The sequence below is a fragment of the Pseudomonas sp. S30_BP2TU TE3576 genome, from assembly GCF_050436025.1.
Taxonomy (GTDB): Bacteria; Pseudomonadota; Gammaproteobacteria; order Pseudomonadales; family Pseudomonadaceae; genus Aquipseudomonas.
The window spans coordinates 4,524,993-4,543,422 of sequence record NZ_JBNDLK010000001.1 but is presented as its reverse complement, the minus strand read 5'-3'; the positions used below and the strand labels follow the sequence as shown (position 1 = coordinate 4,543,422).

At 59.2% G+C, this 18,430-nt stretch carries 16 protein-coding genes and 1 pseudogene; 12 read left to right on the top strand and 5 right to left on the bottom strand.

The window, feature by feature from the left end; translation table 11 throughout:
* Positions 1 to 38 precede the first annotated feature (38 nt).
* The 4 genes from ABIA48_RS20710 to ABIA48_RS20695 all read left to right on the top strand — a co-directional run bounded on the left by ABIA48_RS20710 (position 39) and on the right by ABIA48_RS20695 (position 3,904).
* Positions 39 to 803 (top strand): methyl-accepting chemotaxis protein, encoded by a 765-nt coding sequence (locus ABIA48_RS20710; protein ID WP_429492895.1) that lies wholly within the window; start codon positions 39 to 41, stop codon positions 801 to 803.
* A gap of 227 nt (positions 804 to 1,030) precedes the next feature.
* Positions 1,031 to 2,143, top strand: a complete 1,113-nt coding sequence (locus ABIA48_RS20705; RefSeq protein WP_429490995.1) for a glycosyltransferase family 4 protein — start codon at positions 1,031 to 1,033, stop codon at positions 2,141 to 2,143.
* On the top strand, positions 2,136 to 2,912 hold the full coding sequence (locus ABIA48_RS20700; protein WP_429490994.1) for a DUF2334 domain-containing protein: 777 nt from the start codon (positions 2,136 to 2,138) through the stop codon (positions 2,910 to 2,912). The genes ABIA48_RS20705 and ABIA48_RS20700 overlap by 8 nt, the downstream gene beginning before the upstream one ends.
* Positions 2,909 to 3,904, top strand: a complete 996-nt coding sequence (locus ABIA48_RS20695) for a lysylphosphatidylglycerol synthase transmembrane domain-containing protein (RefSeq protein WP_429490992.1) — start codon at positions 2,909 to 2,911, stop codon at positions 3,902 to 3,904. The genes ABIA48_RS20700 and ABIA48_RS20695 overlap by 4 nt, the downstream gene beginning before the upstream one ends.
* On the opposite strand, the gene ABIA48_RS20690 is transcribed toward ABIA48_RS20695, so the two are convergent.
* Positions 3,891 to 4,067, bottom strand: a complete 177-nt coding sequence (locus ABIA48_RS20690) for a hypothetical protein (protein WP_204930245.1) — start codon at positions 4,065 to 4,067, stop codon at positions 3,891 to 3,893. The two genes, ABIA48_RS20695 and ABIA48_RS20690, sit on opposite strands and share 14 nt — an antisense overlap.
* 86 nt (positions 4,068 to 4,153) lie before the next feature.
* Positions 4,154 to 5,002 carry a formyltetrahydrofolate deformylase gene (purU, locus tag ABIA48_RS20685; protein WP_429490990.1) on the bottom strand — a complete coding sequence of 283 codons (849 nt, stop codon included), beginning with the start codon at positions 5,000 to 5,002 and terminating at the stop codon, positions 4,154 to 4,156.
* 337 nt (positions 5,003 to 5,339) lie between these two features.
* Between purU and mvaT the strand changes: the two genes are divergently transcribed.
* Positions 5,340 to 5,717: a histone-like nucleoid-structuring protein MvaT gene (gene mvaT, locus ABIA48_RS20680; protein WP_007986150.1), complete on the top strand. Its 378-nt coding sequence runs from the start codon at positions 5,340 to 5,342 to the stop codon at positions 5,715 to 5,717.
* A 100-nt stretch (positions 5,718 to 5,817) separates the two neighbouring features.
* Here the strand turns inward: mvaT and sbcB are convergent, their stop codons facing one another.
* On the bottom strand, positions 5,818 to 7,248 hold the full coding sequence (sbcB, locus tag ABIA48_RS20675) for an exodeoxyribonuclease I (protein WP_310054285.1): 1,431 nt from the start codon (positions 7,246 to 7,248) through the stop codon (positions 5,818 to 5,820).
* Positions 7,249 to 7,448: 200 nt separating this feature from the next.
* On the opposite strand from sbcB, the gene ABIA48_RS20670 reads away from it, so the two are divergent.
* The 5 genes and pseudogenes from ABIA48_RS20670 to ABIA48_RS20650 all read left to right on the top strand — a co-directional run.
* Positions 7,449 to 8,174, top strand: coding sequence for an RDD family protein (locus ABIA48_RS20670; RefSeq protein WP_429490987.1), 726 nt, complete (start codon positions 7,449 to 7,451; stop codon positions 8,172 to 8,174).
* Positions 8,171 to 9,148, top strand: a complete 978-nt coding sequence (locus tag ABIA48_RS20665) for a stage II sporulation protein M (RefSeq protein WP_429490985.1) — start codon at positions 8,171 to 8,173, stop codon at positions 9,146 to 9,148. The genes ABIA48_RS20670 and ABIA48_RS20665 overlap by 4 nt, the downstream gene beginning before the upstream one ends.
* On the top strand, positions 9,135 to 10,679 hold the full coding sequence (locus ABIA48_RS20660; RefSeq protein ID WP_429490983.1) for a DUF4129 domain-containing protein: 1,545 nt from the start codon (positions 9,135 to 9,137) through the stop codon (positions 10,677 to 10,679). The genes ABIA48_RS20665 and ABIA48_RS20660 overlap by 14 nt, the downstream gene beginning before the upstream one ends.
* A complete protein-coding gene (locus ABIA48_RS20655) occupies positions 10,676 to 11,839 on the top strand; it encodes a DUF4350 domain-containing protein (protein ID WP_429490981.1) in 1,164 nt (387 codons plus the stop codon). Before ABIA48_RS20660 ends, ABIA48_RS20655 begins: the two co-directional genes overlap by 4 nt.
* 32 nt (positions 11,840 to 11,871) lie before the next feature.
* Positions 11,872 to 11,952: pseudogene (locus ABIA48_RS20650) on the top strand (isochorismatase family protein); the annotation flags it as partial.
* A 74-nt stretch (positions 11,953 to 12,026) separates the two neighbouring features.
* Here ABIA48_RS20650 and ABIA48_RS20645 read toward each other — a convergent pair.
* Positions 12,027 to 14,516, bottom strand: coding sequence for a putative bifunctional diguanylate cyclase/phosphodiesterase (locus ABIA48_RS20645; RefSeq protein ID WP_429490979.1), 2,490 nt, complete (start codon positions 14,514 to 14,516; stop codon positions 12,027 to 12,029).
* A 933-nt stretch (positions 14,517 to 15,449) separates the two neighbouring features.
* On the opposite strand from ABIA48_RS20645, the gene ABIA48_RS20640 reads away from it, so the two are divergent.
* The gene (locus ABIA48_RS20640) at positions 15,450 to 16,451 is read left to right on the top strand and encodes an AAA family ATPase (protein WP_429490977.1); all 1,002 of its coding nucleotides are present in this window, start codon (positions 15,450 to 15,452) and stop codon (positions 16,449 to 16,451) included.
* A complete protein-coding gene (locus ABIA48_RS20635) occupies positions 16,448 to 17,779 on the top strand; it encodes a DUF58 domain-containing protein (protein WP_429490976.1) in 1,332 nt (443 codons plus the stop codon). The genes ABIA48_RS20640 and ABIA48_RS20635 overlap by 4 nt, the downstream gene beginning before the upstream one ends.
* A gap of 16 nt (positions 17,780 to 17,795) precedes the next feature.
* Here ABIA48_RS20635 and ABIA48_RS20630 read toward each other — a convergent pair whose 3' ends face one another.
* Positions 17,796 to 18,365 carry a hypothetical protein gene (locus ABIA48_RS20630; RefSeq protein ID WP_429490974.1) on the bottom strand — a complete coding sequence of 190 codons (570 nt, stop codon included), beginning with the start codon at positions 18,363 to 18,365 and terminating at the stop codon, positions 17,796 to 17,798.
* Positions 18,366 to 18,430 lie beyond the last annotated feature (65 nt).

Genomic DNA, 18,430 nt, shown 5'->3' with positions numbered 1-18,430 from the left:
AAGTGGCGTTGCGCGTAGTAGCCGCTTCCAATTCGTCGATGTTCAACTCCGACCAGCAAGCCTCGCGCACCAGCAGCGTCGCGGCCGCGATCAATCAGCTCGGCGCCGCCGCCCAGGAAATCGCCCGCAATGCGGCACAGGCCTCGAGCCAGGCCAGCGATGCCCGCGGCCTGGCCGAAGACGGCCAGCAAGTGGTGGATCGCAGCATCGCAGCGATGAATCAATTGTCGAGCATGCTGAGCGCATCGAGTTCCAATATCGAATCGCTGAACAGCAAAACCGTGAACATCGGGCAGATTCTGGAAGTGATCACCAGCATTTCCCAGCAAACCAACCTGCTGGCCCTCAACGCCGCGATTGAAGCCGCCCGCGCCGGTGAGGCCGGTCGCGGTTTTGCCGTGGTGGCGGACGAGGTGCGTAACCTGGCCCACCGCACGCAGGAATCGGCGCAACAGGTGCAAACCATGATCGAGGAGCTGCAAGTCGGCGCCCGGGAATCGGTCAGCACCATGAGCGACAGCCAGCGCCACAGCCAAGAGAGCGTGGAAATCGCCAATCTTGCGGGCGAACGCCTGAACAGCGTGACGCTGCGAATCGGTGAAATCGACGGCATGAACCAGTCGGTGGCCACTGCAACCGAAGAACAGACTGCGGTGGTGGAGTCGATCAACGTCGACATCACCGAGATCAACACGCTGAACCAGGAAGGTGTGGAAAACCTGCAATCGACGTTGCGCGCGTGCTCGGACCTTGAGCAGCAGGCGGCGCGGTTGAAGCAGTTGGTGGGTAGCTTCAGGATCTAATTGTTCTCTCGGGCCCCTTCGCGAGCAAGCCCGCTCCCACATTTGATCTTCAGTGGACACAAACTTTGTGTACGACCGAGATCCACTGTGGGAGCGGGCTTGCTCGCGAAGGGGCCTGTCAAACGATACATATCCCCGCTGACACCCCCACCCGCACAACCCCAACCGAACATCTATCCTTCATATAGGTCAACCAAGGGAGTACCGGGACCGGAGGATTGTTCATCGTGCATATCGCTGACATCACCATGTTCTACGCCCCTGCCAGCGGTGGCGTACGCACTTACCTGGATGCCAAACACCGTCGTTTGGGGATCAAACCGGGCATTCGCCACAGCTTGCTGATTCCCGGATCGTCTTTTAGCGAGCAGGATGGCATCTACACGGTTCCGGCACCCGCCCTGCCCTTCGGCAAGGGTTATCGCTTTCCTCTGCGTCTCGCGCCCTGGCGCAATGTCCTGCAAGACTTGCAACCCGATCTGATCGAAGTCGGCGACCCCTATCTCACCGCATGGGCAGCGCTGGATGCACGGCGCCAACTCGATGTACCGGTCATCGGTTTCTATCATTCGGACCTGCCGCTATTGGTCCGCAACCGCATGGGCAATTGGGTGACCAACAACGTCGAGGCCTATGTCAGCAAGCTCTACGGCAACTTCGACCGGGTCCTGGCGCCCAGTCGGGTCATGGCTGACAAGCTCACCGGGCTTGGGGTCAGGAATGTGTTTGTGCAACCACTCGGCGTTGACCTGCAAACCTTCAATCCCGATGCCAGAGACCCCGGGCTGCGAGCCGAGTTGGGCCTGGACGAAAACACCTACCTCTTGATCTTCGCCGGACGCGGTTCCAAGGAAAAGAATCTGCCGGTGCTGCTCGACTGCATGAATCGCCTGGGCCGCCGCTATCACCTGTTGCTGGTTGGCTCGTCGATGCCCACGGCCGTGCCGCCCAACGTGACAGTGATCGACCAGTTCTGCCCGGCCGCACACGTTGCCCGCCTGATGGCCAGTGCCGATGCACTGTTGCACGCCGGTGATCAGGAAACTTTCGGCCTGGTGTTACTGGAAGCCATGGCCAGCGGCATTCCGGTGGTGGCCGTGGCGGCCGGGGCCTTCGAGGAAATCGTCAACGATGACTGCGGTGTGCTCTGCGCACCGAACAACCCCGCCGCGATGGCCAGCGCCGTTCGAGAACTGTTTGACTCGGGCAGCGCAGAGCTGGGCAAACACGCTCGATTACATGTCGAACGGCACTACGCCTGGGACACGGTGGTCAGCAGCTTGCTGCGCCACTACCACGCTGTGCTCGGCAGCCAATGGCCGCTGACGGCCAATGGTTGAGTTCATGAACAAATCCGGCTTGTTACTGGTACTGCACGACGTGGCACCGCCAACCTGGGCCGATTACCAGCCTTTTGTGCAAGCCGTCGACGCCTTGGGTGGCGTGCCGATCACCTGGCTGGTGGTGCCGGACTTCCATCAACACAACGACCTGGCCGCCCATCCGGAATTTCGCCGCCAGCTCTCTGCACGGGTCACCCGGGGTGACGAACTGGCGCTGCACGGTTACTTCCACTGCGACGACGGGCCGATGACCGGTAATCCCCGAGACTGGTTCATGCGTCGGGTCTACACCCAAGAAGGCGAGTTTTACCGTTTGTCGCGAGAAGACGCCCTCGCCCGCCTGCGTTCGGGCATCGAGATGTTCCACCGTCATGACTGGCCGCTGGAAGGGTTCGTCGCCCCGGCCTGGCTGATGAGCCCGGGCACTCGCCAGGCATTGCGCCAATTGCCGCTGAGCTACACCAGCGACTCGCAGCATTTATACCGTTTGCCGGATTTCACCGCGATCGGAGCGCCGGGGCTGGTCTGGAGTGCACGCAGTGCCTGGCGCCGGGGTGTATCGAAGCTCGTCAGCGACCGCCGTGAACGACGCTGGCAGCACGCCCCGGTGATTCGCCTGGGCCTGCACCCGGAGGACATGCGCCATGAGTTTTCGCGCCGATACTGGCTACAAACCCTCGAACGCCTGCTTAATAACGGACGAGTTCCGATGACCAAGGCCCACTGGCTGGCACTGCATGACGACCACATGGGTCGTGCCGCGTGAGTGGCGCACTGCTGTTGCTCGTTGGCCTGCTCGCGGCGCTGCTGATTCCGGCACTGCTGGGTGGCAGCGAGACCTGGTCACGACTGGACGGTTTTCCAATGCCGTGGCTGCTCGTCATGTTCAGCATGATCCTGCTGTGCTGGGCAGTGAACACCTTGCGTTTGCGCCTGTTGCTGGGGGATCAATGCGACCGGGTCAGCCGGCTCAGGAGCCTCGGTGTGGTGATGGCCGCCGAATTTGCCTACTGCGCCACCCCCGGCGGCAGTGGCGGACCTCTGACGATCATGGCCTTGCTGGCGCGTCACGGCGTGCGCCCGGCCAGGGGCAGCGCAGTGTTTGCCATGGACCAACTGAGTGACTTGTTGTTTTTCCTCTGTGCCCTGAGCGGGATTCTGATTTACGCACTGTTCCAGCACCTCAGCCAGCGCATGGAATGGTTGCTGATGGTCAGCGCCGTCTCGCTGTTCGGCGGCCTGATCAGTTGCGTCATGGTAGCCCGGTATCACCGTTTATTGATTCGCCTGAGCGGCCGCTGGCTCGCCCGACTCAATGTCAAAGCGGCCACGCGAATGCGTTGGGCGCGCAAGCTCCTGCAGTTTCTGGCGGCGTTTACCGACACCCTGAGGTTGCCCGTGCAGACCTTGCTCAAGGTATTCGCCCTGACCTGTGTGCATTGGGCCCTGCGCTACAGCGTGCTGTACCTGGCGTTGCGCGGGCTTGGCGCGGATTTGCAGTGGGCCTGGTGTTTTCTGATCCAGATGCTTGCACTGAGTGCCGGACAATTCAGCCTTTTGCCCGGTGGAGCCGGGGCGGCTGAACTGACGTCCGCCGCGCTGCTGGCGCCCATGGTCGGAAAGTCCACGGCGGCAGCGGCGATTCTGATTTGGCGGGCGGTGACGTATTACTTCTACTTGCTGGTCGGTAGCCCGGTGTTCTTGCTGATGCTGGGCCGGCCGCTGCTGAAGAAGCTGATGAAACTCAGGCAGGCTTAGGTTTGTCGTCGGGCACCTGCTGCAACTGTTCCCACAACTGCGCGGCATCCGGAAACTCGGTACCCGTTTCAGGCCCCATGTCATCCGGGTCGTAGCGGCTCAGGCAGCCCTCGCCCAGCGTGGCGGGAGCCTTGGATGTGGCTTTGTCCAGTGGATCGGCCATGGTCATGTCCTCAGTGCAGAAACGGCGAAGGGCCTGAAGCGATTGAACGCCCAGGCCCTTCGAATTTCAACGGTGCCGCCGGTCTGTCAGAAAACGACGGTTTTGTTGCCGTGCACCAGCACCCGGTCTTCCAGGTGATAACGCAGGCCACGGGCCAGCACCATTTTCTCGACATCACGGCCGAAACGCACCATGTCTTCGATGCTGTCGCTGTGGCTGACACGCACCACGTCCTGCTCGATGATCGGGCCGGCATCCAGCTCTTCGGTCACATAGTGGCAGGTCGCGCCGATCAGCTTCACGCCACGCAGGGAGGCCTGGTGATACGGCTTGGCACCGACGAACGACGGCAGGAAGCTGTGGTGAATATTGATGACCTTGTGCGCGTATTCACCGCACAATTCGGGCGGCAGGATTTGCATGTAGCGGGCAAGCACCACTACTTCGGCATCGTGCTGTTTGACCAGGCGCGAAACCTCGGCGAAGGCCGGCTGCTTGTCCTGCGGATTGACCGGGACGTGGTAATACGGAATGCCATGCCACTCCACCATGCTGCGCAAGTCATCATGGTTGGAAATGACGCAGGAAATTTCGCAGTCCAGTTCATCGCTGTGCCAGCGGTGCAGCAAGTCGGCCAGGCAGTGCGACTCGCGGCTGGCCATCAGGACGACGCGTTTCTTTTGTGCGGTATCAGTGATGCGCCAGTCCATCGAGAACTCTTCGGCGATCGGGGCAAAAGCTTCGCGAAACGCCTCGATACCAAATGGCAGGGAGTCGGCACGGATTTCGTGACGCATGAAGAACCAGCCACTGAGATTGTCCGAGTGATGGCTCGCTTCAGTGATCCAGCCGTTGTGTGATGCCAGAAAGTTACTGACTTTGGCAACGATGCCAACACGGTCCGGGCAAGAAATCACCAGACGAAAAGTGCGCATGAGGGGGGAACTCCAGAACTTCGCAAAGGCCGCCATTCTAGCGATTGCGCAGCAAAACTGCAGTATTGTTGACGTTTCGCCCTGTCGGAAGGTCGGCGCGACAGGTCGGACAACGCCAGTGCGCGTTCGCACAGATGCTCTAGCGGTGCCAGTCATTTGTTAATTTATGTATATCTGTCAGACCCGGACCACACTTACAACTGCATTACCAATGTGCGCCGAAACCACAGCAACTAAATTAAATAAACCTGGCTTAAATGTTTACTTGATGAAACACCGTGACTATTATTGCCGCACTGTCACCTGCCATCCAGCGCACAACATAAGGTAAGTCCACATGTCCTTGATCAACGAATATCGCGCCACTGAAGAAGCTATCAAAGAGCTGCAAGCCCGTTTGAAGAACCTGTCCCAAGACGACAAACTGCAAACCGAGCTGGAATTCGAAGGCAAACTGCGCACCCTGATGGGCGAATACTCCAAGTCCCTGCGTGACATCATCGCGCTGTTGGATCCAGAATCCAAAACCAAAGCACCTCGTGGCGCTGCAGTAAAAACTACCGGCACCAAGCGTGCTCGCAAAGTTAAACAATACAAAAACCCGCACAACGGTGAAGTCATCGAAACCAAAGGTGGCAACCACAAGACTCTGAAAGAGTGGAAAGCCAAGTGGGGCGGTGACGTGGTGGAAGGTTGGGCTACCCTGCTGGGCTAAGCCCCAGAGCTTGTCGCAGATGGATCCGTGACAAAAAATAACGCCAGCAAATGCTGGCGTTTTTTTTATGCGCGGTATTTATGCCCTGGCATGTTCGATTTCAAAGATTCAAACGCTGGCGCAATCCCTGGACATAATCCTGCCACTCACTGAGCACCCCCTGCTGAAACGGAGTAGCACTAACGCTCAATTGGGCCGCGGTCTCTACAAAACTTTCAAGGGTATTTGGCGCCCCCCACTCGGGTTCTGACAAACGTTTCTGACAGAATATTCGCCAGCGCTCGTGCTCTTCGGAATTCAACGTGTCGGGAAAGTTGCGTGCGCGATATCGAAACAGCAATTCAGGCAAACGTTCGTCATCGAAAGGCCACTGCTCTTGTGCCAATTGCATCGGGTCAACGGTTCTGACTTGCTCACACAATCGCCGATCCCGATCACCGATAAATCCATCGTATAACTGTTGCTCCGGATCCTGGTTCGGGGAAAAATCTTCGCGGGCATAAATCGCCAGAATTTTATCCAGCCAAACTTTCTGCGCGTCATTTAGCCGCAACACCCGCTGCTGATACAGTGCCATATCCAGCCCCAGGCGCTGTTGATCTTCCTTGCGAAGTACCGACAACGGTGCCACTACCGGGCACTTGTTGATGTGAATCAGTTTCAACGGCACCGGCAACTCACCTTCGGCCAGTTCCTCGCGGCGGGAATACAAGCGCTGGCGCAAACTTTCGGCATCCAGGTCGAGCAGGCTCTGAGGATCGAGGTGCAGATCACAGACGATCAGAGCGTTCTTGTTGCGTGGGTGCCAGGCCAGCGGCAACACCACCCCCACATAGCTGCGCGCGGCCGAAAAACGCCCGGAAACATGCACCAGCGGTTGCAGCAGGCGTATCTGGTCCATGACTTTTTGCTTGCTGCGCAACTGAAACAGCCAGTCGTACAGCTTTGGCTGTTTTTCCCGTATCAGGCGTGCCAGGGCGATCGTCGCGCGAACGTCCGACAGCGCTTCGTGGGCATTGCCATGATCGATGCCATTGGCAGCGGTCAGGCGCTCGAGTTTGAGCGTGACCCGCCCCTCGTCGTCCGTCGGCCATTGCATGCCATCGGGGCGCAAGGCATAAGCGGCGCGCACCACATCGATCAGGTCCCAGCGGCTGTTGCCGCCCTGCCACTCCCGTGCATAAGGGTCGAAAAAGTTGCGGTACAGGCTGTAGCGGGTCATTTCGTCGTCGAAACGCAAGGTGTTATATCCCGCGCCACAGGTGCCCGGCGCTGCGAGCTGGGCATGCACCCGGGTCATGAAATCGGCTTCGCTCAAGCCTTGCGCTTGCAGTTGCCCGGGGGTGATTCCCGTGATCGTGCAGGCGGCAGGATGCGGCAGGATGTCGTCACTGGGCTGGCAGTAAAGATTGACCGGCTCATCGATTTCATTGAGATCGAAGTCAGTGCGCAGGCCGGCCATTTGCAACGGACGGTCGCAACGGGGATTGATGCCAGTGGTTTCGTAGTCGTACCAGAAGATGGAAGTCACGGGCGGTTCCTGAACTGAAGATCGGCAAAGTCTAGGCGTTCAGCTCCCGTCCCGGCCAGTAGTCTTGTCATTCAAGCATCTGGCGCGACTCACCAGGCGATACACAGTTATGTCGTTTCCCCCCGCCCCCGCCCCTCGAATAGGCTGCTAGCATCGAATGGATACACAATCCCGATCCAGGCCACATCATCAGGTTGCCCATGCTCGAGACCACAGCACTGCGAGGGAATGCGCCGCTGTCACCGCCACTGGATACGCGGTATCACGTCGAAACGCCGGAGGGCGTCGACCTGCCGTTGCGCCCGGCCGGGTTGATGGTCCGTGCGCTGGCGTTCGCCATTGATCTTGTTTTGCGCGGCCTGGTCCTGGGCGTGCTGTTCATGGCACTGGCGATGCTCGGCAAACCGGGTGCCGGACTGGGGTCAATCCTGCTGTTCGTGGTGAGCTGGTGGTACATGGTGCTGTTCGAGGTCCTCAACCACGGACGCTCGCCGGGCAAGCTATGGATGGGAATACGAGTGGTGCATGACGATGGCACCCCGGTCGGCTGGTCCGCGTCGCTGCTGCGCAACCTGTTGCGCGTTGTCGACCTGTTGCCGTTCGGCTACTGCCTCGGAGCCATCAGTTGCCTGCAACATCCTCAATTCAAGCGCCTTGGCGATATCGCCGCCGGGACCCTGGTGATCTACCGCGAACAAGCGCACACCCGCCCCGAACTCCCCGAAGCCCAGCCCCGCCGCCCGGCCTTTGCCCTGACACTCACCGAACAACGAGCCATTCTCGGTTTTGCCGAGCGCCAGGGCGAACTCTCCAGGGCCCGGGTCGATGAACTCGCCGAGATCCTCGCCCAACCGTTGCAAGTCCAGGCCCCGCAGACGGTGACTGAACTCAACGGCATCGCCCGCGGCTTGTTGGGGCCGCCATGAAACAAAGCCTTTTTGAAAACCGGCACAAGGCCGAATGGGAACAGTTCGCTCGCCTGCTCGAGCAATTGGAGCACGACAGGCAAGCCACCGGGGCCGGCAATTTCCCGAGGGACTACCGACGCCTCTGCCAACACCTGGCACTGGCCAGGGAGCGCGGCTACAGCAGTTTTCTGATCGACTCGCTGCAGCAACAAGTGCTGCGCGGGCATCAACAGCTTTACCGTCACCGCAGCCATTTGGGGGGCAATGTGCTGGCATTCATCCTGGCCGGTTTCCCGCGGCTGGTGCGCGAACAGTGGCGCTTCGTACTCGTCGCCAGCCTGCTGTTTTTTGCCAGCATGGCCGGTTTCGCGCTGCTGGTGTACCTGTACCCGGACCTGGTCTACAACCTGATCCCCCCCAGGCAGGTCAGTGAAATGCAAAGCCTGTACGACCCCGTTGCCGGTCACCTCGGGCGCACGGCGGAACGGGCCGCCAGTGAGGACTGGGCGATGTTCGGCTACTACATCATGCACAACATCGGCATTGCCTTTCAGACCTTCGCCAGCGGTTTGCTGTTTGGCCTGGGCAGCGTGTTTTTCCTGATCTTCAACGGTCTGATGATCGGTGCAGTGGCCGGCCACCTGACTTACATCGGCTACGGGCAAACCTTTTGGTCATTCGTGATCGGCCACGGCGCTTTCGAACTCAGCGCCATCGCCCTGGCCGGTGCCGCCGGCCTGAAGCTGGGCTGGGCGTTGATCGCCCCGGGGCGCCTGCCACGCGCCGAGGCCTTGCGCCTGGCAGCGCGCAAGAGTGTGCTGCTGATCTGTGGCGTCATGCTGTTTCTGTTGATCGCGGCATTTATCGAAGCCTACTGGTCGTCAATGACTCACCCGTCACACCAGACCAAGTACCTGGTCGGCGCGGCGCTCTGGTTGCTGGTGGTGGTTTATCTCGTGTTTGCCGGACGTCATCGCCATGCGCCTGAGTGACGCCACAGTGGTGATTCGCCCACGCCCGACCTGGGAAGCCATGGACCTCGGCGTGCTTCTGAGCCAGCGTCACCGACGCCTGTTGATGACCAGTTGGGCCATGGTCACCTTGCCGTTTTTTGCGCTGCTCAGTTGGGGATTCCGGGATTCGCCCTCTCTCGCCGTGTTCATTTTCTGGTGGCTGAAGCCGGCGTTCGAACGCCTGCCCTTGTACATCCTGTCCAAAGCCCTATTCGGTGAAACGCCGACGCTCAAGCAGGCCCTCTATCAATGGCCACGGTTGCTCAAGCCACAACTGCTGGCCAGCCTGACCTGGCGCCGCCTGAGCCTGCACCGCAGCTTCCTGATGCCGGTGATGCAACTGGAAGGCCTGGACGGACACGCGCGACAGCAGCGTTTGCACGTATTGCTGCAACGAGACGGTGGCGCGGCGCGATGGCTGACGATCATCGGTGCGCATCTCGAAGGTGCGTTGTGGATCGGCTTGATGGTGCTGTTCTATCTGCTCCTGCCACAACAGGTCACGCTCGACTGGAGGTGGCAGTCGCTGATTTCCGCGGCCACCCAGGACTGGCGCTGGCTGGAACACCTGACCAACGCGTTTTATGCCTTGGTACTGGTGGTCTGGGAACCGGTCTATGTCGCCTGCGGTTTCAGCCTTTACCTGAACCGGCGCACCGTTCTGGAGGCCTGGGATATCGAGCTGGTGTTCCGCCGGATGCGCCAGCGTCTCGTCAGTGCAGGGGCTGTCCTGTTGATCGCCGTGATTGTGCTGATGCCGACCACACACAGCACGTGGGCCGCCGAACCCGCCATCTCGCCCGACAGCCCGCGCCTGCTGGGCCAGCCCCTGAGCAGCCAGGCCTCCAGGGACAACATCAAGGCAATCCTCGAGCAGCCGCCCTTCAAGAACCGGGAAACGGTGACACGCTACCGTTTGGGCGAAGACCAACCGGGCGCCGGAGCCCCGGACGACGGCAATACACCGCAATGGCTGAAGGCCCTGTTGAAGCTGTTTGAGGGGCAGCACTTCGGGGCCTTGGCGACACTGATTGAAATCGTACTGTGGGGCACGGTCGTCGCAGCCATCGGTCTGTTGATCTGGCGCTATCGCGACTGGTTGCAGGCGTTCGTCAGCCGACGACCGGCACTGAATGCTAAAGCCCCGCGGCCGTTACCACAGCAGGCGTTCGGCCTGGACCTCAAGCCCGAGTCCCTGCCCGCGGACATTGCCTCCAGCGCTGAAAGCCTCTGGCAGACTAACCCGCGCGAAGCGCTCGGCTTGCTCTATCGCGGCCTGCTCAGCCGCCTGGTGCACGACTTCAACATCACGCTCAAAGCCGCCGACACCGAAGGGCAGGTTCTTCGGCGTGTCGAACTGTTACAGCAACCGGCCTTGCTGGCCTATAGCACAAACCTGACCGGGCACTGGCAAAACATGGCTTATGGTCATCGCCTGCCGCCCGATCAGGTGCAACAGCAATTGTGTAACGGCTGGCGTGTATTGTTCGGCCCCGGGGCCGCCCGTTGAGTCGGCGCTGGGGGGCGATAGCCGCGGCGTTGATCGCCGTGTCGGTGGTCGCGCTGAGCGTTTATCTGTACCTCAAGGTTATCCCTTACCAGACCGTAATCGACCACGGTCCCTCCCCCGAAGCCAGGGCCAACCCTTATCTGGCGGCGGAGCTCTTCCTGCGCCAGCATGGCCTGAGCGTCGAGCACGCCAATGGCCTCGACATCCTGCCCAGTCTCGACCCGCGTCGACGCAGCCTGCTGTTGCTCGGGAACCGCAACAACATGACCCCACGACAGATCGACCAGGTCATGAACTGGACCCGGGCCGGCGGGCGGCTCCTGTTCGTCGCCGAGTCGCTGTGGAATGAAAAACTCGGCCACAGCAATGACCTGCTGCTCGATCGGGTGCAACTGCACCAGTCCCTGAGCAAAGACCTCAAGGAACCGCCGCCCAATGTCGGCGACGATCCTTTCCCGCTACTGACCAAGCTCTATCTGGAAAACGAAGACGCCCCGGCCTATGCCGGTTTCAATACCGCGTTCCATCTCGAAGACCCGAAAAACCTCGCCCAAGCCTGGGCCAACAGCGCCAGGGCCACGCACATGATGCAGCTCAGCCACGGGCGCGGCTCGATCACCGTGGTCACCGATGCCGACTTGTGGAAAACCCCGGCCATTGGTCAGTTCGACAATGCCTGGCTGCTCTGGTACCTGACCGCCGATACCCGCGTGACGCTGATTTTCAATACCGATCACGACAACCTGCCGACCTTGCTGCTGCGCAATTTTCCCCAGGCGCTGGTCGCGTTGCTCGCTTTGATCGGCCTTGGTTTCTGGCACGTTGGCGTGCGTCAGGGGCCGTTGCAGGAGCCGGCACCGAAAGCGCGCCGGCAATTGCAGGAACACCTGCGTGCCAGTGCCGACTTCCTGTTGCGCCGCAACGGTCAGGCCGGCCTGCTGCAAGCCTTGCAGCAAGACATCCTGCGCCGCGTGCGGCGTCGCCATCCCGGTTTTGAACAACTCGGCGTTGCCGAACAATGGCTGGTGCTCGCACGCCTGACCGGCCAACCCACACGCGCCATCAGCCAGGCCATGAGCCCACGACCGAAGCAACGGCTTTCCAGCGTTGAATTCAGCCGTCAGGTCGCCCACCTGCAATCCTTGAGGAACGCCCTATGATCTGACACCTTACGAGCTCATAGCCTGAGATGTTGGACGATGAGAACTTCGCCTCAGCGGTCAAGGCTACGGGGCGCAAGAAACTGATCATCGCCGGGGTCACCAATGACGTCCGCATTGGGTTGAATCCACAGCCGAAAGCGGACATTCCCAGGCACCTGCGAAGTTATGGCGATTTAGTCTTGGTTCATGGGAAATCAGTGCTCGCCATTAATCTTTCGTGAACATACGCCTCAAATTGTTCGGCTGGCAGTGGCGGGGAAAACAGGAAGCCCTGGTAGGTCTGGCAGCCATGCTTGACCAGAAAGGTGCGCTGAGCTTCTGTCTCCACACCTTCTGCAATCACCGAAAGCCCCAATATCTGGCTCAGGCTCACAATCGCGCAGGCGATGGCGGCGTCGTTGGGATCAACCAGCACATCTCTGATGAAGGACTGGTCGATCTTGAGTTGATCCAGCGGAAGGCTCTTGAGGTATGACAGTGACGAGTAGCCGGTTCCGAAATCATCCAGCGAAAGGCCTATGCCGATCTCTTTCAACTCGATCATTTTGGCGACAGTACCTTCCATATCCTCTATCAGCAGGCCTTCGGTCAGTTCCAGTTTCAATTTCTTCGGATCGGCCCCCGTGTATCTCAGTACTTGCAGTACATCCTCGACGAAGTCCGGATGGTGAAACTGGCGGGCGCTGACATTCACAGCCATACCCAGTCGGGCGGTTTCCGAATGCTTTGCCCAGGCTACCAGCTGAGTGCAGGCTGCCTGCAGCGCCCAACGGCCTAAGGGCAGAATCAACCCCGTTTCCTCTGCCAATGGAATGAACTCGCCTGGAAACACGACTCCGCGCTCAGGATTCTGCCATCTCATCAGTGCCTCTGCGCCAATGATACGGCCCTCACTATTCACCTGCGGCTGGTAATGAAGAAGGAATTCTTTGTCCTGCAAGCCTTGGCGCAAGTCTACTTCCAGTCTGGCGCGTGCCGTGGCAACCGCCTGCATTTCCGGATCGAAGAAGCGCATGGTATTGCGGCCCGCCGCCTTGGCGCGATACATCGCCAGGTCAGCGCGCTTCATAATATCGTCCACTGTGCTCAGCCGCCCCTGGAACAGCGCAATGCCGAGGCTGGGGGTGCTGTGGTGCGCATAGCCATCCAACTGGTAGGAAATGTTCAGAGAGTTGAGAATTTTTTCGCCAATAGCCTTGGCCTGGATAGCTGCTTCTGGAGGACTCTCATTAAGGCCATCCAGCAGGACGACGAATTCGTCTCCGCCCAGGCGAGCCACGGTGTCGCTCTCGCGTATGCAGCCGCAAAGGCGCAGAGCGACTTGCTGCAGCAACATGTCGCCTCTGTCATGCCCCAGCGTGTCGTTCAGTGCCTTGAAGTTATCCAGGTCAATGAGAATTATCGCGCTCGTATGCAGGCTACGGGAGCTGCCCGCCAGCAGATGCTGTAACCGGTCCAACATGAGCCGCCTGTTGGCCAGCCCGGTCAACTGATCGTAGAAGGCCAAACGCTGGACCTCTTGCTCAGCGGTCTTACGGTGGGTGATGTCAGTATTGATCGACAGAACGGATTGCGGCTGGCCATCATCGTCTCGCACCAGGGTTCGATGACTTTCGAGCGTGATGGTGCAGCCATCCCGGCGTCGAATTGTAACTTCGTCCGCACAGTCACCCGTTTCTATCAGGCTGTTAGTGGCCGCATTGAAAGCGGCGCTACCCTGGTAGATCAACTCCTGTGCCGATTTGCCGAGTGCCTCTTCCTTTGACAGACCGTAGAGACGCTCGGCACTTTTGTTCCAGTACAGGATGCGGTTATCCATCCCGTGAACGACAATGGCGTCCTGGGCCTTGTCCAGCAGCGATGCTTGCTGGCGGGCCTGCTTCTCGCTTTCGCGCAGCACTGCCAGATAACCCTCCCTTTCAGCTGCTTGCGACTCCATTTCGCGCCTGATCTTGCCCCCGTAGATAACGGCCGCACTGACCATCAGTAGCACGAACACCATGATCGCGTATTCGACCCGGCGCAGTTCTTCGACCGACTCAAGCTCCTCCTCCAGGAGCTTGCTTTGAATCAGACCAACGCGATCCCGCACGGTACTGAGTGAGGCGAGCAACAGGGCAAACTTCCTGTCCATCGTTGCCATGCGTTTGCCGGCATTATCCGACTGCCCCTCCCTGAAGTAGGAAAAGATCAGCAAGGCCTCGTTCACCATTTCGACCATCGCGGCATCAACTGCACCCACCTCATCCTTCAATGCAAGGGTAAAGGCTTGTATATCTGCACTGTGTTCAGCCTCATTGGCGATCCGTACCTCCAACTGTTTTTTGGCCATTGCCAAATGCTCGTTGAAGGCGCGCAAGGCTTCATCCATGTTCCGCGATTCGGCTTCAACATTATGTGTATCGAACACATTATTGCCCGGCGCATTGACTGCGGAAGCCAGGCTGCCCAGCGTTGAATAGCTCGACAGCTGTTGGACCCACGACTGGTTTGCCTTGATGGAGCGGTGATAGGTATCGACGATCAGGTGATTCAATAGCACGCTCAGCACAACCACCAGCACGTCGAATCCCGCAAGAAAAAAGTACATGCGGTGCCATTTGGTCGAGCGCGGCTTATTTGAACGGGTGGGTATGGCTTGCTTTGCGGCGCTTTTGTTCCTGAAAAAATCCATTTCACAATCTCCAGTAGCAACCGAAGCTATACGTCTTAAGCGTCACGCCAACCAACTATTCGACACTAAGCAATGCCTTTGGCGATGCTAATTTCATGGTGAAATCTTTTACTCTCGGAAGCAGTCTCTTAACATTTCGGCGATAAAACGAAATCATCTTCATTTGTTGTGTTTGACATCATCGTTTCAGGTAACGATTCGCCTCGCTCTCCATTGTAGAACTGAACGTCGGCCATCACTTTTGCCAGATGCTCTGTTCCTTTCAATTTCCTCAGCCTCGTTCTGCGCCTCTGGCGAGCGTGCAGACCTTGGCCTGCATGTCCGGGATGAGCAAAAGTCGGGTGACATAGGGCACGTTGCGGGTCATTTCCGCGCAGCCTGCCGGACTGCCTGAACAGCTTCGACAGCAGACCAAGCATAGCCAGTAATTTGCCATTGTTCTGTTCGCCGACGGCTCCGGGTCAGCCCTTGATGGTCGGCAGTTTTCGGCCGAGTCTGTTGAAAACAGTCGGCCATGGTTTCCACGGTAGAAAAGTACGCGCTTGAGATTGAAATCTTTACATTGAGCCGAGGATTCCCCCCGGCCCGGATTTCGCGTAGCGGCGCGCAAAAAGGCGCTTTCAGCGGTCGGTATGCGGGCCGTCTGGAAGAACCGACTTTTTCAACAGAATCGGCCATTCCCTGCCAATCATGCCTACAAAGCACCCTGGTCAAATTCCCGATTCTGAAATCGCGTGCCCTCTGATCGTCATCGACTAACCTCCACCTCTGACGAACGCTCAAATGAGGGGGTTGCCAAGGATTGCAATGAGGCAGATCGGCAGTCACTCACTCGTTCCACGCGTAAAAAGTACGTGAAAACAATCAGATTAGGTAAGTGACTGATTTATGGAAGATAAACCACATGTAACGGTTAGCAGGGCTGCGGCAGCCATGGGTGACCCCATCGAGCCCGACGTATCGGACCATGCCGCTCAACAACGTCAGCGTGCCAGCCATCTGGCCCAGGCCGTACGCCATGAGTTGCAAAAAGCGTTGATCGGTCAGGACAACGTTATCGACGATGTGCTGACGGCGTTGATCGCCGGTGGTCATGTACTGCTTGAAGGCGTACCGGGGCTGGGCAAGACCTTGCTGGTGCGCGCCCTCGCCCGTTGCTTCGGCGGTGAATTCGCGCGCATTCAGTTCACCCCGGACCTGATGCCCAGCGACGTCACCGGGCATGCGGTGTACGACTTGCAGACCGAGCAATTCAAGCTGCGCAAAGGCCCGCTGTTCACCAATCTGTTGTTGGCCGACGAGATCAACCGCGCCCCGGCGAAAACCCAGGCGGCGCTGCTCGAAGCCATGCAGGAACGGCAAGTCACCCTCGAAGGCCGGCCATTGCCGATTGCACAACCGTTCATGGTGCTCGCCACGCAAAATCCCATCGAGCAGGAAGGCACTTATCCGTTGCCGGAAGCCGAGCTGGACCGCTTCATGCTCAAGGTGCGCATGGATTACCCCGACGCCGGGCAAGAGCTGAACATGGTGCGCCAGGTCAGCCGCTCGACCCGGGCCGACATGCTGGATGTCCAACCCATGCGCACGCTGTTGCAGGCCAGGGATGTGCTGGCCCTGCAACGCATTGCCAGCGACCTGGCGCTGGACGATCAGGTGCTCGATTACGCCGTGCGCCTGGCCCGCTCCACCCGCAACTGGCCCGGCCTGACCCTCGGCGCCGGGCCACGCGCGTCCATCGCACTGGTGCGCTGCGGTCGGGCCCGGGCGCTGCTGCGCGGTGGTGAGTTCGTGGTCCCGGATGACATAAAAGGTTGCGCGCTGGCCGTGCTGCGCCATCGTGTGCGCATCGCGCCGGAGCTGGACATCGAAGGGCTGGACGTCGATCAGGTGCTCCGGCAGATGCTCGACCAAGTGCCGGCGCCACGGTTGTGAAACCTTCGCGCCTGATGCTGGTGTGGCTGCTGATCCTGCTGGCCTGCGGCATCGTGTCGGGCACTTTGCGAGTACTGGAGTTCGCGGTTCCTGCGAACCTTGCGGCAATCAATTGGGGCTTGCTGCTGGCATTGCTCGTCCTGGCCATACTCGACGCCGTTCGTCTCAAGCGCCTGCCCTCGCCCCGACTGCAACGGCAGATACCCGGCAGCCTGGCGCTGGGTCGCTGGAGTGAAGTGCGACTGGAGGTCGAGCATGACTTTCCTCAGCCGTTGAACATTCAGATCTTCGACCATGTACCGGATGGCCTGAGCTTCGAAAACCTGCCGCTGACGGTCGAGCTGCAACCCGGCCAGCACAGCCGGATCGACTATCGGCTACGCCCGCTCAAGCGCGGCCACTTCACCTTCGAACATTGCGAAATCAACCTGCCGAGCCCATTGGGGCTGTGGTCCGGCAAACGTCTGCTCAGCGTGACCGACCACACCCGCGTCTACCCCGACTTCGCTCGCCTCTACGGCGGCCAACTGCTGGCGGTGGACAACTGGCTCAGCCAGCTCGGCGTGCGCCAGCGACAACGACGCGGCCTGGGCCTGGAGTTTCACCAGCTAAGGGAATTTCGCGAAGGCGACAGCCTGCGCCAGATCGACTGGAAAGCCACCGCCCGCCAACGCACGCCGATTGCCCGGGAGTATCAGGACGAACGCGACCAGCAGATCATCCTCATGCTCGACTGCGGCCGGCACATGCGCAGCCAGGATGATGAACTGTCGCACTTCGATCACGCCCTCAACGCCTGTCTGTTGCTCAGCTACGTCGCGCTACGTCAGGGCGACGCGGTGGGCCTGAGTACCTTTGCCAGCGAACAGCCGCGCTACCTTGCGCCGGTAAAAGGCACCAGCCATCTCAACACACTGCTCAACAGCGTTTATGACTTGAACAGCGCCCAACGCAGCGCCGACTATCAAGCGGCGGCAACGCAACTGCTGGTACGACAAAAACGTCGGGCACTGGTAGTCTTGGTGACCAACCTGCACGACGAAGACGACGATGAATTGCTTTCGGCCGTCAATCGCCTGAGCCAGCAGCATCAGGTGCTGGTGGCGAGCCTGCGCGAAGACGTGCTCGATACTTTACGCCAGTCACCTGTGCAGACCTTGCCCGAGGCACTGGCGTATTGCGGGATGGTGGATTACTTGAATGCACGGGCCGAACTCCATGAGCGCTTGAACGCCCATGGAGTGCTGGTGATGGATGTGCGGCCCGGGGAGTTGGGGCCAGCGCTGGTGACGGAGTATTTGAGCTGGAAGCGAGCCGGAAAGCTTTAATCTTTGCACATCGAATCTAGACAGCCACTGGAATCGATCGACCATCGAGCCACATTTCACTCAACGCCAAAGGAACAATGCGCAGATCAATCTTGAAGTCCGTCACGTTAATACCACCTAAATTTCCGTTATCAGCACTGGTCACCACCAGGTCTATCTTTGTGTCAGACCTCGAAAGCCCCTCAATGGCAATCGGTGCGTAAGGCCTTAAAACCACCAGAACTTCATCATCTGAAGTCCCGGCGCCCTCTTGGCTTTTTCTGCTTAAGAAAGGCTCGTCGAATACTACTTCTCCGCCTTCAGTCGTAAGAGTGACCCTACTTGGTTGGTTGCCTACCACTTCATAGGCGAAAGAAAACCAGTAAACTGCATCCTCGTCGGGACGCACAGGTAACTGGAAGGTTTGAGTGACCGTAGCCCCCTTGGTCATTTGCAAATAGGTTTTACCCGTCGCACTGTCCTCACGCACAACGACAGGCCCAGTAACCGCCCAGACATCGCGCCACCCCCCGCTGAAATCTCCAAATTCAATCAGGTTTCTTCCTTCAATCTGATTACTTATTTCAAACAATTCATTAACGCTCATAATTGCCTCACCGATGGTGGAGTTGGTATTGTCCGGCCTCAATATCTGATGCCGGTGCACTGCTC